The following is a 15,595-nucleotide window of genomic DNA, read 5'->3' as shown; positions in this document are numbered from 1 at the left end:
GGCTGATGTCGTGAAGCCGGCGGGGTCGCCGGTGGGGCGTGAGAACTGTCTGCCCTGGCCGCAACACGCGGGACTCGGGGGTGAAACGGGGTGGTCGCAGGATCGCCGTCATGAAGACGACCGATACCCACTGCCCCTACTGCTCGCTCCAGTGCGGGATGCGGCTGGCCGCCGGCCCGGTGCGGGTGCTGGAACGCCCGGAGTTCCCCGTGAACCGCGGGGTGTTGTGCGGGAAGGGGCGGTCGGCGGCGGCGGTGTTGTCGCGGGCGGTGCGGTTGACGGGGCCGCTGGTGCGGGAGGGCGGGGTGTTGCGGGATGCCTCGTGGGAGGAGGCCCTGGACCGGGTGGCGGCGGGGTTGTCGGCGGCGGGGGACTCGGCGGGGCTCTTCGGCGGGGGCGGGCTGACCAACGAGAAGGCGTACGCCTTGGGCAAGTTCGCCCGGGTGGTGCTGCGCACCCCGCACGTGGACTACAACGGGCGGTTCTGCATGTCCTCGGCGGCGGCGGCGCACCGGGCGACCTTCGGGCTGGACCGGGGGTTGCCGTTCCCGTTGGAGGACGTGGCGGGGACGGGCTGTCTGATCCTGGTGGGGGCCAATCCGGCGGAGACGATGCCGCCCGCCCTGCGGTACCTGCGGGAGTTGCGGGCGGGCGGCGGCCGGCTGGTGGTGGTGGACCCGCGTCGCACGGCGACGGCGGAGCTCGCGGATCTGCACCTGCGGCCGGCGCCGGGAACGGATCTGGCGCTGGCCATGGGCCTGTTGCACGTGGTGATCGCCGAGGGGTGGGTGGACGAGACCTTCGTGGCGGAGCGCACGGTCGGGTTCGAGGGGGCGCGGGCGGCGGCGATGGCGCACTGGCCGGAGCGGGTGGAGTCGATCACGGGGGTGCCGGCGGCCCGCGTGCGCGAGGCGGCGCGGATGTTCGCGCGGGCGCCCAGCGGGATGGTGTTGACGGCGCGGGGGCCGGAGCAGCACAGCAAGGGCGTGGACACGGTGGGGGCGTGGATCGGGTTGACGCTGGCGACGGGGAAGGCGGGGCGGCCGTTCAGCGGTTACGGGTGCCTGACCGGCCAGGGCAACGGTCAGGGCGGGCGGGAGCACGGGCAGAAGGCGGACCAGTTGCCCGGGTACCGGTCGATCACCGATCCGGTGGCGCGGGCGCACGTGGCCGGGGTGTGGGGGGTGGATCCGGAGTCCCTGCCGGGGCCGGGGCGGTCGGCGTACGAGCTGTTGGACTCGGCGGGTCGGCCGGGCGGGCTGCGGGCGCTGTGGGTGATGGGGTCGAACCCGGTGGTGTCGGCCCCGCACGCCTCGCACGTGGAGGAGCGGCTGGGGGCGCTGGACTTCCTGGTGGTCTCGGACCTGGTGCTGTCGGAGACGGCGCGGGCGGCGCACGTGGTGTTGCCCTCCACGCAGTGGGCGGAGGAGACGGGGACGCTGACGAACCTGGAGGGGCGGGTGGTGTTGCGGCGGCGGGCGGTGGACCCGCCGGCCGGGGTGCGGAGTGATCTGTGGGTGTTGCGGGAGGTCGCGGCCCGGTTGGGGGTGGAGCGGGGGTTCCCGGCGGAGGCGGAGGAGGTGTTCGAGGAGTTGCGGCGGGCCTCGGCGGGGGGTCCGGCGGACTACGCGGGGATCGACTACGCGCGGATCGAGAGGGAGGACGGGGTGTTCTGGCCCTGTCCGGATCCGGGGCATCCGGGGACGCCCCGGTTGTTCCTGGAGCGGTTCGCGACCCCGGACGGGCGGGCGCGGTTCGCGGCGGTCTCGCACCGGCCGGCGGCGGAGGAACCGGACGCGGAGTTCCCCTTGTACCTGACCACGGGGCGGGTGGCGGCGCAGTACCAGAGCGGGGCGCAGACCCGGCGGGTGGAGGTGCTCAACCGGGCGGCGCCGGGGCCGTTCGTGGAGTTGCACCCGAGTGTGGCGGCGGCGCTCGGGGTGGCGGAGGGCGAGGAGGTCGCGGTGTGCGGGCGGCGGGGGCGGGCGGTGGGGGTGGCGCGGATCTCCTCGGGGATCCGGCCGGACACGGTGTTCATGCCCTTCCACTGGGGTGGGGCGGGGCGGGTGAACTCGGTGACGAACCCGGCCCTGGACCCGGTGTCGGGGATGCCGGAGTTCAAGGTGTGCGCGGTGCGGCTGGAGCGGGTGGCCGCGTGAGCGGGCGGGTGGGTCGGATCGTGGTGGTGGGGGCGGGGATGGCGGCGGCTCGGTTCGCGGAGCGGTACGCGGCGGCGGGCGGGCGGGACGAGGTGGTGCTGTGCGGGGCGGAGTCCTCGGCCCCGTACGGCCGGGTGCTGTTGGCGGAGGTGTTGGCGGGTCGCTTGGGGCCGGAGGGGATCGCGTTGCCGGTGGGGGACGCGGTGGTGCGGACCGGGACGGAGGTGGTGGGGCTGCGGCCGGGTGCGGTGGTGACGGCGGACGGCGCGGAGACCCGCTGTGACGCGGTGGTGTTGGCGACGGGCGCGAATCCGGTGCTGCCGCCGCTGCGGGGGCTGCGGCGGGCGGACGGGGCGCCGGTGGAGGGGGTGCACTCGTTTCGGACCCTGGCGGATTGCGCGGCGCTCGCGGCCGCTGCGCGGCCGGGGGGTCGGGCGGTGGTGGTCGGCGGGGGCGTGCTGGGGGTGAGCGCGGCCCGTGCGCTGGCGGCGACGGGCCTGGCCGTGGAGATCGTGCACCAGGGGCCGCACCTGGTGGAGCGACATCTGGACGCGCGGGCCGGCGCGCTGCTGCGGGCCGGCCTGGAGCGGCTGGGGGTGGCGGCCTATCCGGGGGCCCGGGCGCGGGCCCTGCGGGTGGACGGCGCGGGCCGGGTGTCGGGGGTGGAGTTGGCGGTGGGGCCGGTGCTCGGCACGGACCTGGTGGTCCTGGCCTGTGGGGTGCGGCCCCGGACGGGTCTGGCGCACGCGGCGGGGCTGCCGGTGCGCGGCGGGGTGGTGGTGGACGAGGGCCTGGCGGTGGCTCCGGGGGTGTTCGCGATCGGGGACTGCGCGGAGTTCGCGGGGCGGGTGCACGGGCTGTCGGGACCGGCCTGGGAGCAGGCGGACGTGTTGGCGGCGCGGCTGTCGGGCGCCGATCCGCACGCGGTGTACACGGGCTCGCGGCCGGTGGCCCGGTTGACGGCCGGGCCGATCGAGTACGCGGTGTTCGGGGAGGCCCGGTGGGAGGGGGCCGCGGGGGACGCGGCGGGGGTGGACGTGGTCCGGCTGACGGACGCGACCCGGGGGACCTACAAGAAGCTCGTGCTGCGCGGCGATCGGCTCGTCGGCGGCATTCTGCTGGGCGATCTGGCCACGGTCGGCGCCGTCGGTCGCGCGTACCTGCGCGCGGATCCGGTGGCTCCGGGGTCGGTCCCGGCCCATCTGTTGCACGACACGGACGAGGAAGGAGCGGCGTGATGGCGAGGGACGAGGGAGGGACGGGCGTGCGGGATCTGGTGCTCGTGGGGCACGGGATGGTCGGGCAGCGGTTCCTGGAGGAGTGGGTGGGGCTGCCGGGGGTTCGGGAGGGGTGGCGGGTGACGGTGGTGGCCGAGGAGGCCCGGCCCGCCTACGACCGGGTGCGGCTGACCTCGTGGTTCTCGGGGACCTCGGCGGAGGAGCTGGCCTTGTGCGCGCCGGAGTTCCTGGCCGCGCACGGGATCGAGCGGGTGTCCGGGGACCCGGCGGTGGCGGTGGACCGGGCGGCGCGGACGGTGACCACGGCCTCGGGCCGGGTGCTCGGCTACGACGCGCTGGTGCTGGCGACCGGCTCCTTCCCCTTCGTGCCGCCGGTGCCGGGGCGCGGGGCCCCGGGTTGTCACGTGTACCGGACCCTGGAGGACGTGGCGGGGATCCGGGCGGACGCGGTGGCGACGGCGGAGGCCCTGGCCGGGGCCCGGCCGGCGGTGGGGGTGGTGGTCGGTGGCGGCCTGCTGGGGTTGGAGGCGGCGGGCGCGCTGAGGGAACTGGGCCTGGAGACGCACGTGGTGGAGTTCGCGCCCCGGCTGATGGCGATCCAGGTGGACGAGGGCGGCGGGGCGACGCTGCGGCGGGCCGTGGAGGGCCTGGGGGTGCGGGTGCGCACGGGCGCGGGCACGGAGCGGATCGTGACGGGGCCGGACGGGCGGGTGCGGGCCATGGGCCTGTCGGACGGCACGGAGCTGCCCGCCGATCTGGTGGTGTTCTCGGCGGGGGTGCGGCCCCGGGACGCGTTGGCCCGGGAGTGCGGGCTGACGGTGGGCGAACGCGGGGGGATCGTGGTGGACGAGGGGTGTCGCACCTCGGACCCGGCGGTGTGGGCGGTGGGCGAGTGCGCGCTGACGGTCGACGGGCGGGTGTACGGGCTGGTGGCGCCGGGGTACGCGATGGCGGGGACGGCGGCGGCCCGGATCGCGGGCAAGGCCGGCGCGGGGTTCACCGGGGCGGACACCTCGACGAAGTTGAAGTTGCTGGGCGTGGACGTGGCGAGCTTCGGGGACGCGCACGGGGTGACGGCGGGGGCGCTGGACGTGGTGTACGCCGACAGTCGCGCGGGGGTGTACAAGAAGCTGGTGATCGGCGCGGACGGGGCGCTGCTGGGCGGGGTGCTGGTCGGGGACACGGAGGACTTCGGGTCCTTGCGGCCGCTGGCCCTCGCCGGTGAGCCCCTGACCGTGCCGCCGGAGCGCCTGGTGCTGCCGGCCGGGCCGGGGGGCGGGGCTCGGGCGGAGCTGCCGGAGTCGGCGGTGGTGTGTTCGTGCAACAACGTCACCAAGGGCGAGATCCGGGCGGCGGTGCACGGGGCGGGCTGCGGGTCCACGGCCGAGGTGAAGGGGTGCACGCGGGCCGGCGCGAGCTGCGGCAGTTGTCTGAAGCTCGTCGGGCGGATCGTGGACGGGGCGCTGGCCGAGCGGGGGGTGACGGCGGCGCGCGGGATCTGCGAGCACTTCGCGCACACCCGGTCGGAGCTGTACGAGATCGTGCGGGTCAGGGGCGTCGACTCCTTCTCGCGGCTGATCGACGAGCACGGCTCCGGGGAGGGCTGCGAGGTGTGCAAGCCGGTGGTGGCCTCGATCCTGGCGGGTCCGGGCGGTGGGCACGTCCTGGACGGGGAGCGGGCCGGGTTGCAGGACACCAACGACCACTTCCTGGCGAACCTGCAACGGGGCGGCTCGTACTCGGTGGTGCCCCGGGTGCCCGGGGGCGAGATCACCCCGGAGGGGTTGATCGTGATCGGGGAGATCGCGCGGGACTTCGGCCTGTACACGAAGATCACCGGTGGTCAGCGGATCGACCTGCTCGGCGCGCGAGTGGATCAACTGCCGCCCATTTGGGCCCGGTTGGTGGTGGCCGGGTTCGAGTCGGGGCACGCGTACGGCAAGGCCCTGCGGACGGTGAAGTCCTGCGTGGGCGAGAGCTGGTGCCGGTACGGGGTGGGGGACGCGGTGGGGCTGGCGATCGAACTGGAGCTGCGCTATCGGGGGTTGCGGGCCCCGCACAAGCTGAAGTCGGCGGTCTCGGGGTGCGCGCGGGAGTGCGCGGAGGCCCGGTCGAAGGACTTCGGGGTGATCGCGAGCTCGACGGGCTGGAACCTGTGGGTCGGGGGCAACGGGGGCATGACGCCCCGGCACGCCGATCTGCTGGCCGCCGACCTGGACCGCGAGACCCTGCTGCGGACCGTCGACCGGTTCCTGATGTTCTACGTGCGCACCGCCGAACCCCTGGAGCGGACCGCGCCGTGGCTGGAGCGCCTGGACGGCGGCCTGGAGCACCTGCGGGCCGTGGTGATGCAGGACAGTCTGGGGATCTGCGCGGACCTGGACGAGCTGATGGCCCGGCACGTGAGCACGTACGAGGACGAGTGGGCGGCCACCCTGGCCGATCCCGACCGGCTGCGACGGTTCGTGTCCTTCGCGAACGCGCCCGGTGTTCCCGATCCCACCGTTCGTTTCGCGCCCGAGCGCGAGCAGATCCGGCCCGCGCGGGCCGGGGACCTCGTGGCCGGCGCCGCCCTGGAGGTGCGTACCCGATGAGCACGGACCACGTGACGGACCGCGACGCGGTGCAGGTGCACGACGGGGAGGACTGGCGACGGGTGTGCGCCGCCTCGGAGCTGGTGCCGGGGCGGGGGGTGGCGGTGTTGGTCGGCGGGGAGCAGGTGGCCCTGTTCCGGGACCGGGCCGGAGCGCTGTACGCGGTGGACAACCTCGATCCGTGCAGCGGGACGCACGTGTTGTCGCGGGGCATCACGGGCAGTCGGGGCGGGGTGCCGGTGGTGTCCTCGCCGGTGTACCGGCAGTCCTTCGACCTGCGGACCGGGGTGTGCCTGGACGAGGAGGTCGCGCCGTTGCGGGTGTGGCCGGTGCGGGCGGTGCCCGAAGGCGACGGCGCCGACCCGGATGCGGGCGCGGGCTCGGGTCGGGCGCGGGAGATCGTGGACTGGCGGCCCGAGGATCCTGGGTTCTGGGCGGCCGGGGGTCGGGCGGTGGCGCGCCGGAACCTGCTGTGGTCGGTGCTGACCGAGCACATCGGGTTCTCGATCTGGAGCCTGTGGTCGACGCTGGTGCTGTTCCTGGGCCCCGAGTACGGGATCGATCCGGCCGGGAAGTTCCTGTTGACGGCGTTGCCGACGGCCCTGGGCGCGGCGTTGCGGCTGCCGTACACCTTCGCGGTGTCGGTGTTCGGGGGGCGGAACTGGACGGTGTTCAGCGCGCTGCTGTTGGTGGTGCCGGCGGCGCTGGCGGCGCTGGTCCTGGAGCCGGGGGTGGGGTACGGCACCCTGTTGGCGGTGGCCTGCGCGGCGGGGGTGGGGGGTGGGAACTTCGCCTCGTCCATGACGAACGTCAACGCCTTCCATCCGGAGCGGCTCAAGGGCTGGGCCCTGGGTGTGAACGCGGGCGGCGGGAACCTCGGGGTGCCGGCCGTGCAGTTGCTGGGCCTGGCGGTGCTCGGGACGCTGGGCGCGGCCCATCCCCGGGTGCTGCCGCTGGTGTACCTGCCGTTGATCGTGGCGGCGGCGGTGGGGGCGGCGCGGTACATGGACAACCTGCGGGTGGTGCGCGGTGACCGGGGCGCGGTGCGCGAGGCGTGCCGGGAGCCGCACGCGTGGGTGTTGTCGGGCCTGTACATCGGGTCCTTCGGCTCCTTCATCGGCTTCGGTTTCGCCTTCGGGCAGGTGTTGTCCACGCAGTTCCCGGAGCGGTTCGACTCCCCGGCGCAGGTGGCCTCGCTGACGTTCCTGGGGCCCCTGCTCGGTTCGTTGGTGCGGCCGGTGGGCGGGCGCTTGGCGGACCGGTGGGGCGGGGCGCGGGTGACCTTGGTGAACTTCGGGGCGATGGCGGTGGCGGCGGGGCTGGTGTGGACGGCCTCGGTGCGCGGGTCCCTGGCCCTGTTCCTGGTGGGGTTCACGGCCCTGTTCGTGTTCAGCGGGATCGGCAACGGGTCCACGTACAAGATGATCCCGGCGGTGTTCCGGGCCCGGGCGGAGCGGGAGGCGCCGGTCGGGGCGGATCCGGCGGTCGTCGAGCGGGGCGCGCGGCGGCGGACGGGGGCGGTGATCGGGCTGGCCGGGGCGGTGGGCGCGTTCGGCGGGGTGTTGGTGAACGTGGTGTTCCGGCAGTCGTTCCTGGACAGCGGGAACGGGGAGGGCGCGTACCTGACGTTCCTGCTCGCCTACGGGGTCTGCGCGTCGGTGACCTGGGGGGTGTACCTGCGGCCCTCGCCGCGCCGGCTGCCGGGGGTCTGACGCATCATGGGCCCCATGATGATCAGAGAGGCGCGGGACGCCGACTGGGACGCGATCTGGCCGTTCTTCCACGAGGTGACGGCGGCCGGGGAGTCGTTCACGTATCCGACCGACCTGGGTCGCGAGGAGGCGAGCGGCTGGTGGTTGCTGCCCGCGCCGAACCGGACGGTGGTGGCGGAGGTGGCGGGCCGGGTGGTGGGCTCGGCGAAGATGAACAACAACCACGTGGGCAACGCCTCGCACATCGCGAGCGCTACCTATCTGGTGGACCCGGCGCACGAGGGGCGCGGGGTGGGGCGGGCTCTGGTCGAGGACTCGCTGGCCTGGGCGCGGGCGCAGGGGTACCGGGCGATGCAGTTCAACGCCGTGGTGGAGACGAACACGCGGGCGGTGGGCCTGTACGAGTCCCTGGGCTTCGAGGTGGTGGGGACCTTGGCGGAAGGGTTCCGGCATCCGCGCGAGGGGTACGTGGGCCTGCACGTGATGTACCGGTTGTTGTGAGGGCGCGGGCGCGCGGGGGTGCCACACGGTGTGTGTGACACCCCCGCGGCCCGGCCCTCAGCGGGTCCCGGCGGGGACGGGGGCGTGCGGCAGCGGGCGCGTGGTGAACCCGCCCCGGCCCTGGGTGCGGCCGCGCAGTCGGGTCGCGTACCCGAAGAGTTCCGCGACCGGGACGCTCGCGGTGACCACGCTGTGGCCGGCGCGGGTCGTGGTGCCCAGGACCCGGCCGCGGCGGGCCCCGAGGTCGCCGAGGACAGCGCCGAGGAACTCCTCGGGCACCGTCACCGTGACCTCCGCGATCGGCTCCAGCAGGGTCATGGCGCAGGCCCGCAGCGCGGCCCGCAGACCGAGCCGGCCGGCGGTGCGGAACGCCTGGTCGGAGGAGTCCTTGACGTGGGTGGAGCCGTCGGTGAGGGTGACCCGCACCCCGGTGACGGGGTGGCCGCCGAGCGGGCCCTCGGCCAGGGCCTCCCGACAGCCGGCCTCGGCGGCGCGGACGAACTCGGCCGGCACCCGACCGCCGGTGACGGTGGAGGCGAAGACCAGTCCGGGCTCCTCCCCCGGGGCCACGTCGAGGACGAGGTGGGCGAACTGGCCCGCGCCGCCGTCCTGTTTGACGTGTCGGTACACGAAGCCGGTGATGCCTTCGGTGACGGTCTCGCGGTGGGAGACGCGGGGCCGGCCGGTGCTCAGGGCGATCCCGTGGTCGGTGCGCAGCCGGGTCACGGCCACCTCCAGGTGCAGTTCGCCGAGTCCGGAGAGCAGGGTCTGCCCGGATTCGGGGTCGGTGCCCGCCGTGAGGGAGGGGTCCTCCTCGGTCAGGCGGGCGAGGGCGGCGGCCAGCCGGCCGCTGTCGCCGGCCTTGGTCGCCTCGACGGCGATCGAGACGACGGGGTCGGCGGTGGTGGGCGGCTCCAGCACCACGGGGTGGGCGGGGGCGCACAGGGTGGTGCCGGGTCGGGTTCCCTTCGGGCCGATGACGGCGACGATCTCGCCGGCGACGGCGTGGTCGAGGTCCACGTGCCGGTCGGCGCGCACGCGCAGGACGCGCCCGACGCGTTCGGTGCGGCCGGTGGCGGGGTCCAGGACGCTGTCGCCGGGCCGCAGGGTGCCCGCGTACAGGCGCAGGTGGGTGAGGCGGCCGGTGCTCGTGGCGGTCACCTTGAAGGCGAGGGCGGCCAGGGGGGCCTCGGGGTCGGCGGGACGGGTCTCCTCTCGGGCTGGGCGGCCGGCGCGGGCGGGGGCGGCGCCGCGCACGGGTGGGGCGTCGGTGGGGGCGGGCAGGTAGGCGACGACGGCGTCGAGCAGGGGTTCCACGCCGCGGTTGCGGTAGGCGGAGCCGCACAGGACGACGGTGCCGGTCCCGGCGAGGGTGAGCTCTCGCAGGGCGCCGACGAGGGTGGCGGGGGTGAGGGTGTCGGTGTCGAGGTACTCCTCCAGGGCGGCCGGGTGCAGTTCGGCGACGGCCTCCACGAGGGTGCGCCGGCGGGTCTCGGTCTCGGCGCGCAGGTCTTCGGGGACGGGGGTGTCCACGGGGTGTTCGGCCTCGTCGGGCCAGTGCAGGGCCCGTCGGTGGATCAGGTCGACGACGCCCGTGAACCGCGCCTCGCGGCCGATCGGCAGGTGGACCACGAGCGGGTTCGCGCCGAGTCGGGTGCGCAGGGAGCGGACGGCGGTGTCGAGGTCGGCGCCGGCCCGGTCCATCTTGTTGACGAACGCGATCCGGGGCACGTGGTGCCGGTCGGCCTGGCGCCACACGGACTCGCTCTGCGGTTCCACGCCGGAGACCGCGTCGAACACGGCGACGGCCCCGTCGAGGACGCGCAGGGAGCGTTCGACCTCGGCGGAGAAGTCCACGTGGCCGGGGGTGTCGATGAGATTGAGCCGGTGGCCGGCCCACGCGCAGGTGACGGCGGCGGAGTTGATGGTGATGCCGCGTTCGCGTTCCTGGGCGTCGTGGTCGGTGACGGTGGTGCCCTCGTGGACCTCACCGCGCTTGTGGATGGTGCCGGTGGCGTAGAGGACGCGTTCGGTGAGGGTGGTCTTGCCGGCGTCGACGTGGGCGAGGATGCCGAGGTTGCGCAGGAGCGCGAGATCGGTGGTGTGCCGCGGGGTGGTGGGGGTGGTGCGCATGGCCCGGTGCCTTTCGTGGCGTGTGGGTGTGGGGCGGTATGCGCGATGGGGGTCCGGCCGGGGAGGGTGGGTCGGGCCGTCGGCGGCCCCCGCGACCGGCCCCGTGACCACCGGCCCGGTGGGCGGGCGTGGTCGACGTGGGGCGTGGCGGGTGGACCGGGAGGGGCCGGGTGACTTCAGTCTCGGGTCGGACGCGTGCGGTGCCGGGCGCGCAGCGGGCACCGCGAGGCGCGGGACACCGGGATCACGTCGTAGCGCTGCGGGGGAACGTGCGGGAGGGTGGCGCGTGCGCGGCCCATGGTCCGGTTCCCCTCTCTCGTGACGTGCGGTGACGGGACGTCGTCGACGTCCCCGGCACGTCCGAGCTTAGGGAGGCGCGAGGGGCGGGGGAAACGGGTTTTCGCCCCTCCCCCGCCCGGGTCGCGGGTTCAGACCCGCCGGTAGCGGGCCTGGACCAGGGAGAACAGCCCGAAGAGGGCGAGGCCGACGGCGATCGCGACCAACAGCCAGGGCCCGGCGGGGGTTTCGGCGAAGGACCGCAGGGTGTCGTCCATGCCCTTGGCCTTCTCGGGGTCGTAGTCGCGGGCGGCGAGGGTGACGAACACCCCGACCCCGGCGAGGACGGCGCCCCGGGCGAGACCGCCGGCGATGCCGAGCCCGTCGACGGCGTGCCGGGCGGGTTCGGCCAGGCGGTGGGTGTCGAGGTGGTCGCGGAACTTGCGGCGGCATGCCTGGACGGCGACGACCACGCCGGCGATGACGATGCCGAGGCCGGTGAGTCCGACCAGCCAGGGGCCGGCGGGCAGGGCCAGGGCGCGGGCGGTGAGGTCGCGGGACTGCTGGTCGCCGGAGGAGCCGGCGTGGCCGATCGCGAAGGAGAGCACGGAGGTCGCGGCCACCGCGTAGACCACGGCGCGGGCGGCCGAACCGGCGCGTTTGGCGGCTCCGTCGCCGTCGGGTCCGCGTTTGCCGAGGACGGCCTCGGTGACCCGCCACAGGGTCATGCCGACGAAGCCGATGCCGATGGCCCAGACCAGGACGGCGCCGCCGGGGTGGGAGGCGAGTTCGGCGAGGGCGCCCTGCCGGTCGGCCTCGGTGCCGGGGTCGTCGCCGAGGGCGACGCGCAGGGCGATGACGCCGATCAGCAGGTAGACGAGGCCGCGGGCGACGAGGCCGGCGCGGGCCCCGATGCCCGCGCCCCGGCGGGCGTCGTGGCGGGTGGGGCGCGGTATCGCGCTGGACGGTGTGGTGGGGGACGCGGCCGGCACGGCCCGTCACCTCCCCTCTGGGTCGGGCGGGTCGGCGGGGTGCCGGGCCCTGTGGCGGGCCACGTGCCCGGTGCGCGGCTCCCCATGCGCCCGGGGCCGGATCCCGGTGCGGGCCGGTGGGGCGCGGGCGGGGAAGCGGAATCCGCTCAGGGGTGGGCGTGGGCGTCCGGTTCGCTGATGAGCAGGAGGACGGCGGCGCGCCGCTCGGGGTCCAGGCTGCGGACCTTGTGGGGGGTGGTGGCGTCGAAGTAGACGGAGTCGCCGGGGTCGAGGCGGACCGAACCGGAGGGGAAGAGGAGTTCGGCGGCCCCCTCGTGGACGAAGAGGAACTCCTCGCCGGGGTGGTCGCGGAAGGGGGAGGCGTCGGCGTCGTGCGGCGGGTGCAGCATGAACGGGGTCATGCGCTTGCCGCCGGCCTGGAGGGCGATGCCCTCGTAGCGGGTGCCGGGTTCGTCAGCGGGGGTGAGGGGGCGGCGGTCGGCGGCGCGGGTGACGGTGATGTCGGTGCCCAGTCCCTCGGAGTCCACGAAGAGGCGGTCGAGGGGGACGTCGAGGGCGCGGGCGAGGGCGGCGCCGACGGCGATGGAGGGGGTACTGAGGCCGCGTTCGACCTTGGAGAGGTAGCTCTTGGTGACCCCGGAGCGGTCGGCGAGCGCGTCCAGGCTCATGAGGCGTTCCCGCCGAAGTTGTCGCACCCGGTTGATCACCGCTGTCGTCCCCCGCTGTCGCCTGCCTGCCGGCGTCCAGGGTAGCGCCGGGTTTCGAGACGATCCTCGCCCGCTCTTCCCGCATGACACAAGGTGTCCTATGGTGAACCTCGTTTCCATCGGGGGATGGGCCCGTCCCGCCCCGCCGCTCCCGTGTTCCTGCCGATTCCCGGGGAGGTGCCCGCGTGGCCACCACGCTGCACGACACCAAGAACGACCTGATCGACCGCGCCCACCGCCGGATGGCGACCGAGTTCTCGGCCTCCACCCTCACCACCCGCCAGAAGACCGCGCTGACCTGCCGGATCCTCTCCGACGCCGGACACGACTCCGGGCTCGCGGGACAGATCACCGCGCGCGCCGACGCGCCCGGCACGTACTGGACCCAGCGCCTGGGCCTGGGCTTCGACGAGATCACCGAGGAGAACCTGCTCCTCGTCGACGAGGACCTGAACGTGCTGGAGGGCGAGGGCATGCCCAACCCCGCCAACCGCTTCCACACGTGGGTCTACCGGGCCCGCCCGGACGTGCGGTGCATCGTGCACACCCACCCGCTGCACGCCGCCGCCCTGTCCATGCTCGGGGTGCCCCTGCACGTCGGGCAGATGGACATGACCCCGCTCTACGAGGACTGCGCGTACCTCGCCGAATGGCCCGGCATCCCGGTCGGCAACGAGGAGGGCGAGATCATCTCGGCCGCCCTCGGCGACAAGCGGGCCCTGCTCCTGGCCCACCACGGGCAGCTGGTCGCCGGCGGCTCGGTGGAGGAGGCATGCCACCTGGCGGTGCTCATCGAACGCGCCGCCCGCCTGCAACTGCTCGCGATGGCGGCCGGCACCCCGCGCCCGCTGCCCGAGAACCTGGCCCGCGAGGCCCACGACTGGACCTCCGGCGAGGCCCGCGACCGGGCCAACTTCGCCTACCACGCCCGACGCGCGCTGCGCCGGCACCCCGACTGCCTCGCCCCCGACTCCCCCGCGACCCCTGCCGAAGGAACCGACCAGCGATGAGCGAGCGCCCCGCCCTGCACGGGATCATCTCCTACCCCGTCACCCCCTTCACCGCCACCGGCGCCCCCGACCTGCCGGCCCTGAGCACCCTCGTGGAGGACCTGATCGCCGGCGGCTCGCACGCCGTGGCCCCGCTCGGCAGCACCGGGGAGGCCGCCTACCTCGTGAACGCCGAATGGGACGCGGTGTGCGCGGGCGCCCTGGAGGCCGTGGCGGGCCGGGTGCCGACCCTCGTGGGCGTCGGACACTGGAGCACCGCCGAGACCGCCCGGCGGGCCCGCCGGGCCGCGGCCCTGGGCGCGGACGCGGTGATGGTGCTCCCGGTCGCCTACTGGAAGCTCACCCGGCCCGAACTCGAACGGCACTTCGGCGCCGTGGCCGAGGCCGCCGGGATCCCCGTGATGCTCTACAACAACCCGGCCACCTCGGGCACCGACCTCACACCGGCGGAGATCGTCGCCCTCGGCGCCCGGATCGAGAACCTGACGATGGTCAAGGAGAGTTCGGGCGAGGCGGCCCGGTTCACCGAGATCCTGGAGCGCTCCGAGGGCGCCCTCTCCGTCTACAACGGCAGCAATCCGATCGCGTTGGACGCCTTCCGGGCGGGCGCGGCCGGATGGTGCACGGCCGCGCCCTGCCTCGTGCCCGGTGGGCCCCGGGAACTGTACGAGGCGCACCGGGCCGGGGACCACGCGCGGGCCGAGGCGGTGCTCGCCGAACTCCTGCCGCTGCTGCGGTTCATCGTCGAGCTCGGGCTGCCGCGCGCCGTGAAGCACGGGCTGGAGCTGCTCGGGCGCGGGGTCGGCGCCCCGCGTCCGCCGCTCGGGCCGCTGCCGGAGGCGGAGGTGGCGGTGTTGCGGGGGCTGCTGGAGGACCTGGGCGAGGCCCGGACCGGGCGCATCGCGGACCGGGCGCGCTGAGCCCAGGACCGGGTCGGGTGGGGGCCTGTGCTCCCCCGGCCCGACCCGGTCCTGGGGCGGTCAGGCCAGTTCGCGGGCCGCGGCCTCGATCAGGTCGGTGACCTCGGTGGGTCGGGAGGCGAGCGAGGCGTGGCCGGAGTCGAGGGAGATCACCTTGCGGGCGCTGAGCCGTTCGGACATGAACCGCTGGTTGTCCGGGTTGATCATGTGGTCCCGCTCGGAGATCTGGTACCAGCTCGGCTTGGTGCGCCAGGCCGGGGTGGAGATCGCGTCGCCGAAGGTGCTCGCCATCGGCGCCTTCTGGGTGACCGCCATGACCAGGCCCTCCTCGGGCGTGAGGTCCTGGCAGAAGCTCTCGTGGAACTTGTCCTTCCGCAGCCAGAGCCGGCCGTCGGAGTCCGGGGCCAGGTTCGGGAAGGCGGCGGGCGGGAAACGCTCGCTGAGCGCGCCGGGGCTCTCCCCGCTGTCGGGCGCGAAGGCGGCCACGTACACCAGGCCCACCACGTTGGGCAGGTCACCGGCCTCGGTGATGACCGCGCCGCCGTAGGAGTGGCCGACCAGCAGCACGGGGCCGTTGATCTGCCGGGCCATCTCGCGGGTGCGTTCGGCGTCGTCGGCGAGCGAGGTCAGCGGGTTCTCGACGGCGTACAGCTCGCCGAAACCGCGCCGGTCGAGCTGCGCGATGACCTTGGCCCAGTGGGCGGCGCCGCCCCAGAAGCCGTGCACGAGCAGGATCGCGGGTGTGTGGGACATGACGAATCGGCTCCGTTCACCCCCCTGTTCGATGTCGGTGCCGACCCTAGGCCCCCGGGGCCCCCGCGTGGGGGGAGCCGCGCCGGACGCGGGTCGCCCCCGCGGCCCGGGAGGGCGGCGGGGGCGACGGGGGCCCGGACGCGTACGGGCCCGGGGGTCAGCTGCCGGCGGAGAGGTTGCCGGAGAGGACCGGGATGTTGTCCAGGATGTGCGAGGCGGACTCGTCGCCCTTGGCCTGGGTGGAGTTCTCGGCGCACTGCTGGTTCATCGGGTTGGCCAGGACGTTGACGTCCTGCACGCCGACGTTGGCGATGATCGCGACCAGGGACTGGGCGTTGACCTTGGCCGGCAGGCCCACGCAGAGCTTGTTGAGGCTGCCCTGGGCCAGGGCGGCCTGCGGGCTCATGGCGCCGTGGGTGTCCTGGTTGCCGTAGACCTGCGCGGCGCCGTTGCCGTTGACGGTGTTGACGCCGTTGTCGTTGCCGATCGCCATGGCGGGGGCGGCGACGGCGGCACCCACACCCAGGGCGGCGGCGGTGGCGGCGGCGGTGGCCAGGAGCTTCTTGATCATGTGTCCTTCGTCCTTCGAGGTTCCCGTTG

12 protein-coding genes and 1 pseudogene are annotated in these 15,595 nt (G+C 74.9%); 8 read left to right on the top strand and 5 right to left on the bottom strand.

The features are described from left to right. Window positions 1-110 precede the first annotated feature (110 nt). The 6 genes and pseudogenes from ACN20G_RS26200 to ACN20G_RS26175 all read left to right on the top strand — a co-directional run bounded on the left by ACN20G_RS26200 (window position 111) and on the right by ACN20G_RS26175 (window position 8,204). Entirely contained in the window at window positions 111-2,159 is a 2,049-nt protein-coding gene (locus ACN20G_RS26200) for a molybdopterin oxidoreductase family protein (protein ID WP_424215274.1), read from the top strand. 38 nt (window positions 2,160-2,197) lie between these two features. Continuing rightward, on the top strand, window positions 2,198-3,397 hold the full coding sequence (locus tag ACN20G_RS26195) for an NAD(P)/FAD-dependent oxidoreductase (RefSeq protein WP_424215688.1): 1,200 nt from the start codon (window positions 2,198-2,200) through the stop codon (window positions 3,395-3,397). Further along, the gene (gene nirB / locus ACN20G_RS26190; RefSeq protein ID WP_424215273.1) at window positions 3,397-5,991 is read left to right on the top strand and encodes a nitrite reductase large subunit NirB; all 2,595 of its coding nucleotides are present in this window, start codon (window positions 3,397-3,399) and stop codon (window positions 5,989-5,991) included. The genes ACN20G_RS26195 and nirB overlap by 1 nt, the downstream gene beginning before the upstream one ends. Next, window positions 5,988-6,320: pseudogene (gene nirD / locus ACN20G_RS26185) on the top strand (nitrite reductase small subunit NirD); the annotation flags it as partial. The gene nirB and the pseudogene nirD, both read left to right, overlap by 4 nt. A gap of 9 nt (window positions 6,321-6,329) precedes the next feature. Beyond that, on the top strand, window positions 6,330-7,703 hold the full coding sequence (locus tag ACN20G_RS26180; protein ID WP_424215687.1) for an MFS transporter: 1,374 nt from the start codon (window positions 6,330-6,332) through the stop codon (window positions 7,701-7,703). A 15-nt stretch (window positions 7,704-7,718) separates the two neighbouring features. Continuing rightward, window positions 7,719-8,204, top strand: a complete 486-nt coding sequence (locus ACN20G_RS26175; RefSeq protein WP_424215272.1) for an N-acetyltransferase family protein — start codon at window positions 7,719-7,721, stop codon at window positions 8,202-8,204. Between the two features lie 57 nt (window positions 8,205-8,261). On the opposite strand, the gene fusA is transcribed toward ACN20G_RS26175, so the two are convergent. The 3 genes from fusA to ACN20G_RS26160 all read right to left on the bottom strand — a co-directional run bounded on the left by fusA (window position 8,262) and on the right by ACN20G_RS26160 (window position 12,300). Beyond that, complete coding sequence (gene fusA / locus ACN20G_RS26170; RefSeq protein WP_424215271.1) at window positions 8,262-10,337, bottom strand: elongation factor G; 2,076 nt, start codon at window positions 10,335-10,337, stop codon at window positions 8,262-8,264. 428 nt (window positions 10,338-10,765) lie between these two features. Further along, on the bottom strand, window positions 10,766-11,605 hold the full coding sequence (locus tag ACN20G_RS26165) for a DUF1206 domain-containing protein (protein ID WP_424215270.1): 840 nt from the start codon (window positions 11,603-11,605) through the stop codon (window positions 10,766-10,768). Between the two features lie 146 nt (window positions 11,606-11,751). Beyond that, a complete protein-coding gene (locus tag ACN20G_RS26160) occupies window positions 11,752-12,300 on the bottom strand; it encodes a helix-turn-helix domain-containing protein (RefSeq protein WP_424215686.1) in 549 nt (182 codons plus the stop codon). 197 nt (window positions 12,301-12,497) lie between these two features. On the opposite strand from ACN20G_RS26160, the gene ACN20G_RS26155 reads away from it, so the two are divergent. Together ACN20G_RS26155 and ACN20G_RS26150 are read left to right on the top strand one after the other, a co-directional pair. After that, window positions 12,498-13,322 (top strand): aldolase, encoded by an 825-nt coding sequence (locus ACN20G_RS26155; RefSeq protein ID WP_424215269.1) that lies wholly within the window; start codon window positions 12,498-12,500, stop codon window positions 13,320-13,322. After that, the gene (locus tag ACN20G_RS26150) at window positions 13,319-14,242 is read left to right on the top strand and encodes a dihydrodipicolinate synthase family protein (protein WP_424215268.1); all 924 of its coding nucleotides are present in this window, start codon (window positions 13,319-13,321) and stop codon (window positions 14,240-14,242) included. Before ACN20G_RS26155 ends, ACN20G_RS26150 begins: the two co-directional genes overlap by 4 nt. A 60-nt stretch (window positions 14,243-14,302) precedes the next feature. On the opposite strand, the gene ACN20G_RS26145 is transcribed toward ACN20G_RS26150, so the two are convergent. Both ACN20G_RS26145 and ACN20G_RS26140 read right to left on the bottom strand, forming a co-directional pair. Next, window positions 14,303-14,995: an alpha/beta hydrolase gene (locus ACN20G_RS26145; protein WP_424215267.1), complete on the bottom strand. Its 693-nt coding sequence runs from the start codon at window positions 14,993-14,995 to the stop codon at window positions 14,303-14,305. A gap of 157 nt (window positions 14,996-15,152) precedes the next feature. Beyond that, window positions 15,153-15,566, bottom strand: coding sequence for a rodlin (locus ACN20G_RS26140; RefSeq protein WP_424215266.1), 414 nt, complete (start codon window positions 15,564-15,566; stop codon window positions 15,153-15,155). Window positions 15,567-15,595 lie beyond the last annotated feature (29 nt).

Origin of the sequence: Streptomyces dryopteridis (assembly GCF_049606955.1) — a bacterium.
Classification (GTDB): domain Bacteria; phylum Actinomycetota; class Actinomycetes; order Streptomycetales; family Streptomycetaceae; genus Streptomyces.
Note: the sequence above shows the minus strand (reverse complement) of the source record. Positions and strands in the feature narration are given on the sequence as shown.

Bases quoted from the DNA above. Each gene is read 5' to 3' on its own strand.
- nirB (WP_424215273.1), top strand. From the start codon at position 3,397: ATGGCGAGGGACGAGGGAGGGACGGGCGTGCGGGATCTGGTGCTCGTG.
- ACN20G_RS26195 (WP_424215688.1), top strand. From the start codon at position 2,198: ATGGCGGCGGCTCGGTTCGCGGAGCGGTACGCGGCGGCGGGCGGGCGG.
- ACN20G_RS26200 (WP_424215274.1), top strand. From the start codon at position 111: ATGAAGACGACCGATACCCACTGCCCCTACTGCTCGCTCCAGTGCGGG.
- ACN20G_RS26150 (WP_424215268.1), top strand. From the start codon at position 13,319: ATGAGCGAGCGCCCCGCCCTGCACGGGATCATCTCCTACCCCGTCACC.
- ACN20G_RS26140 (WP_424215266.1), bottom strand. From the start codon at position 15,566: ATGATCAAGAAGCTCCTGGCCACCGCCGCCGCCACCGCCGCCGCCCTG.
- ACN20G_RS26145 (WP_424215267.1), bottom strand. From the start codon at position 14,995: ATGTCCCACACACCCGCGATCCTGCTCGTGCACGGCTTCTGGGGCGGC.
- fusA (WP_424215271.1), bottom strand. From the start codon at position 10,337: ATGCGCACCACCCCCACCACCCCGCGGCACACCACCGATCTCGCGCTC.
- ACN20G_RS26175 (WP_424215272.1), top strand. From the start codon at position 7,719: ATGATGATCAGAGAGGCGCGGGACGCCGACTGGGACGCGATCTGGCCG.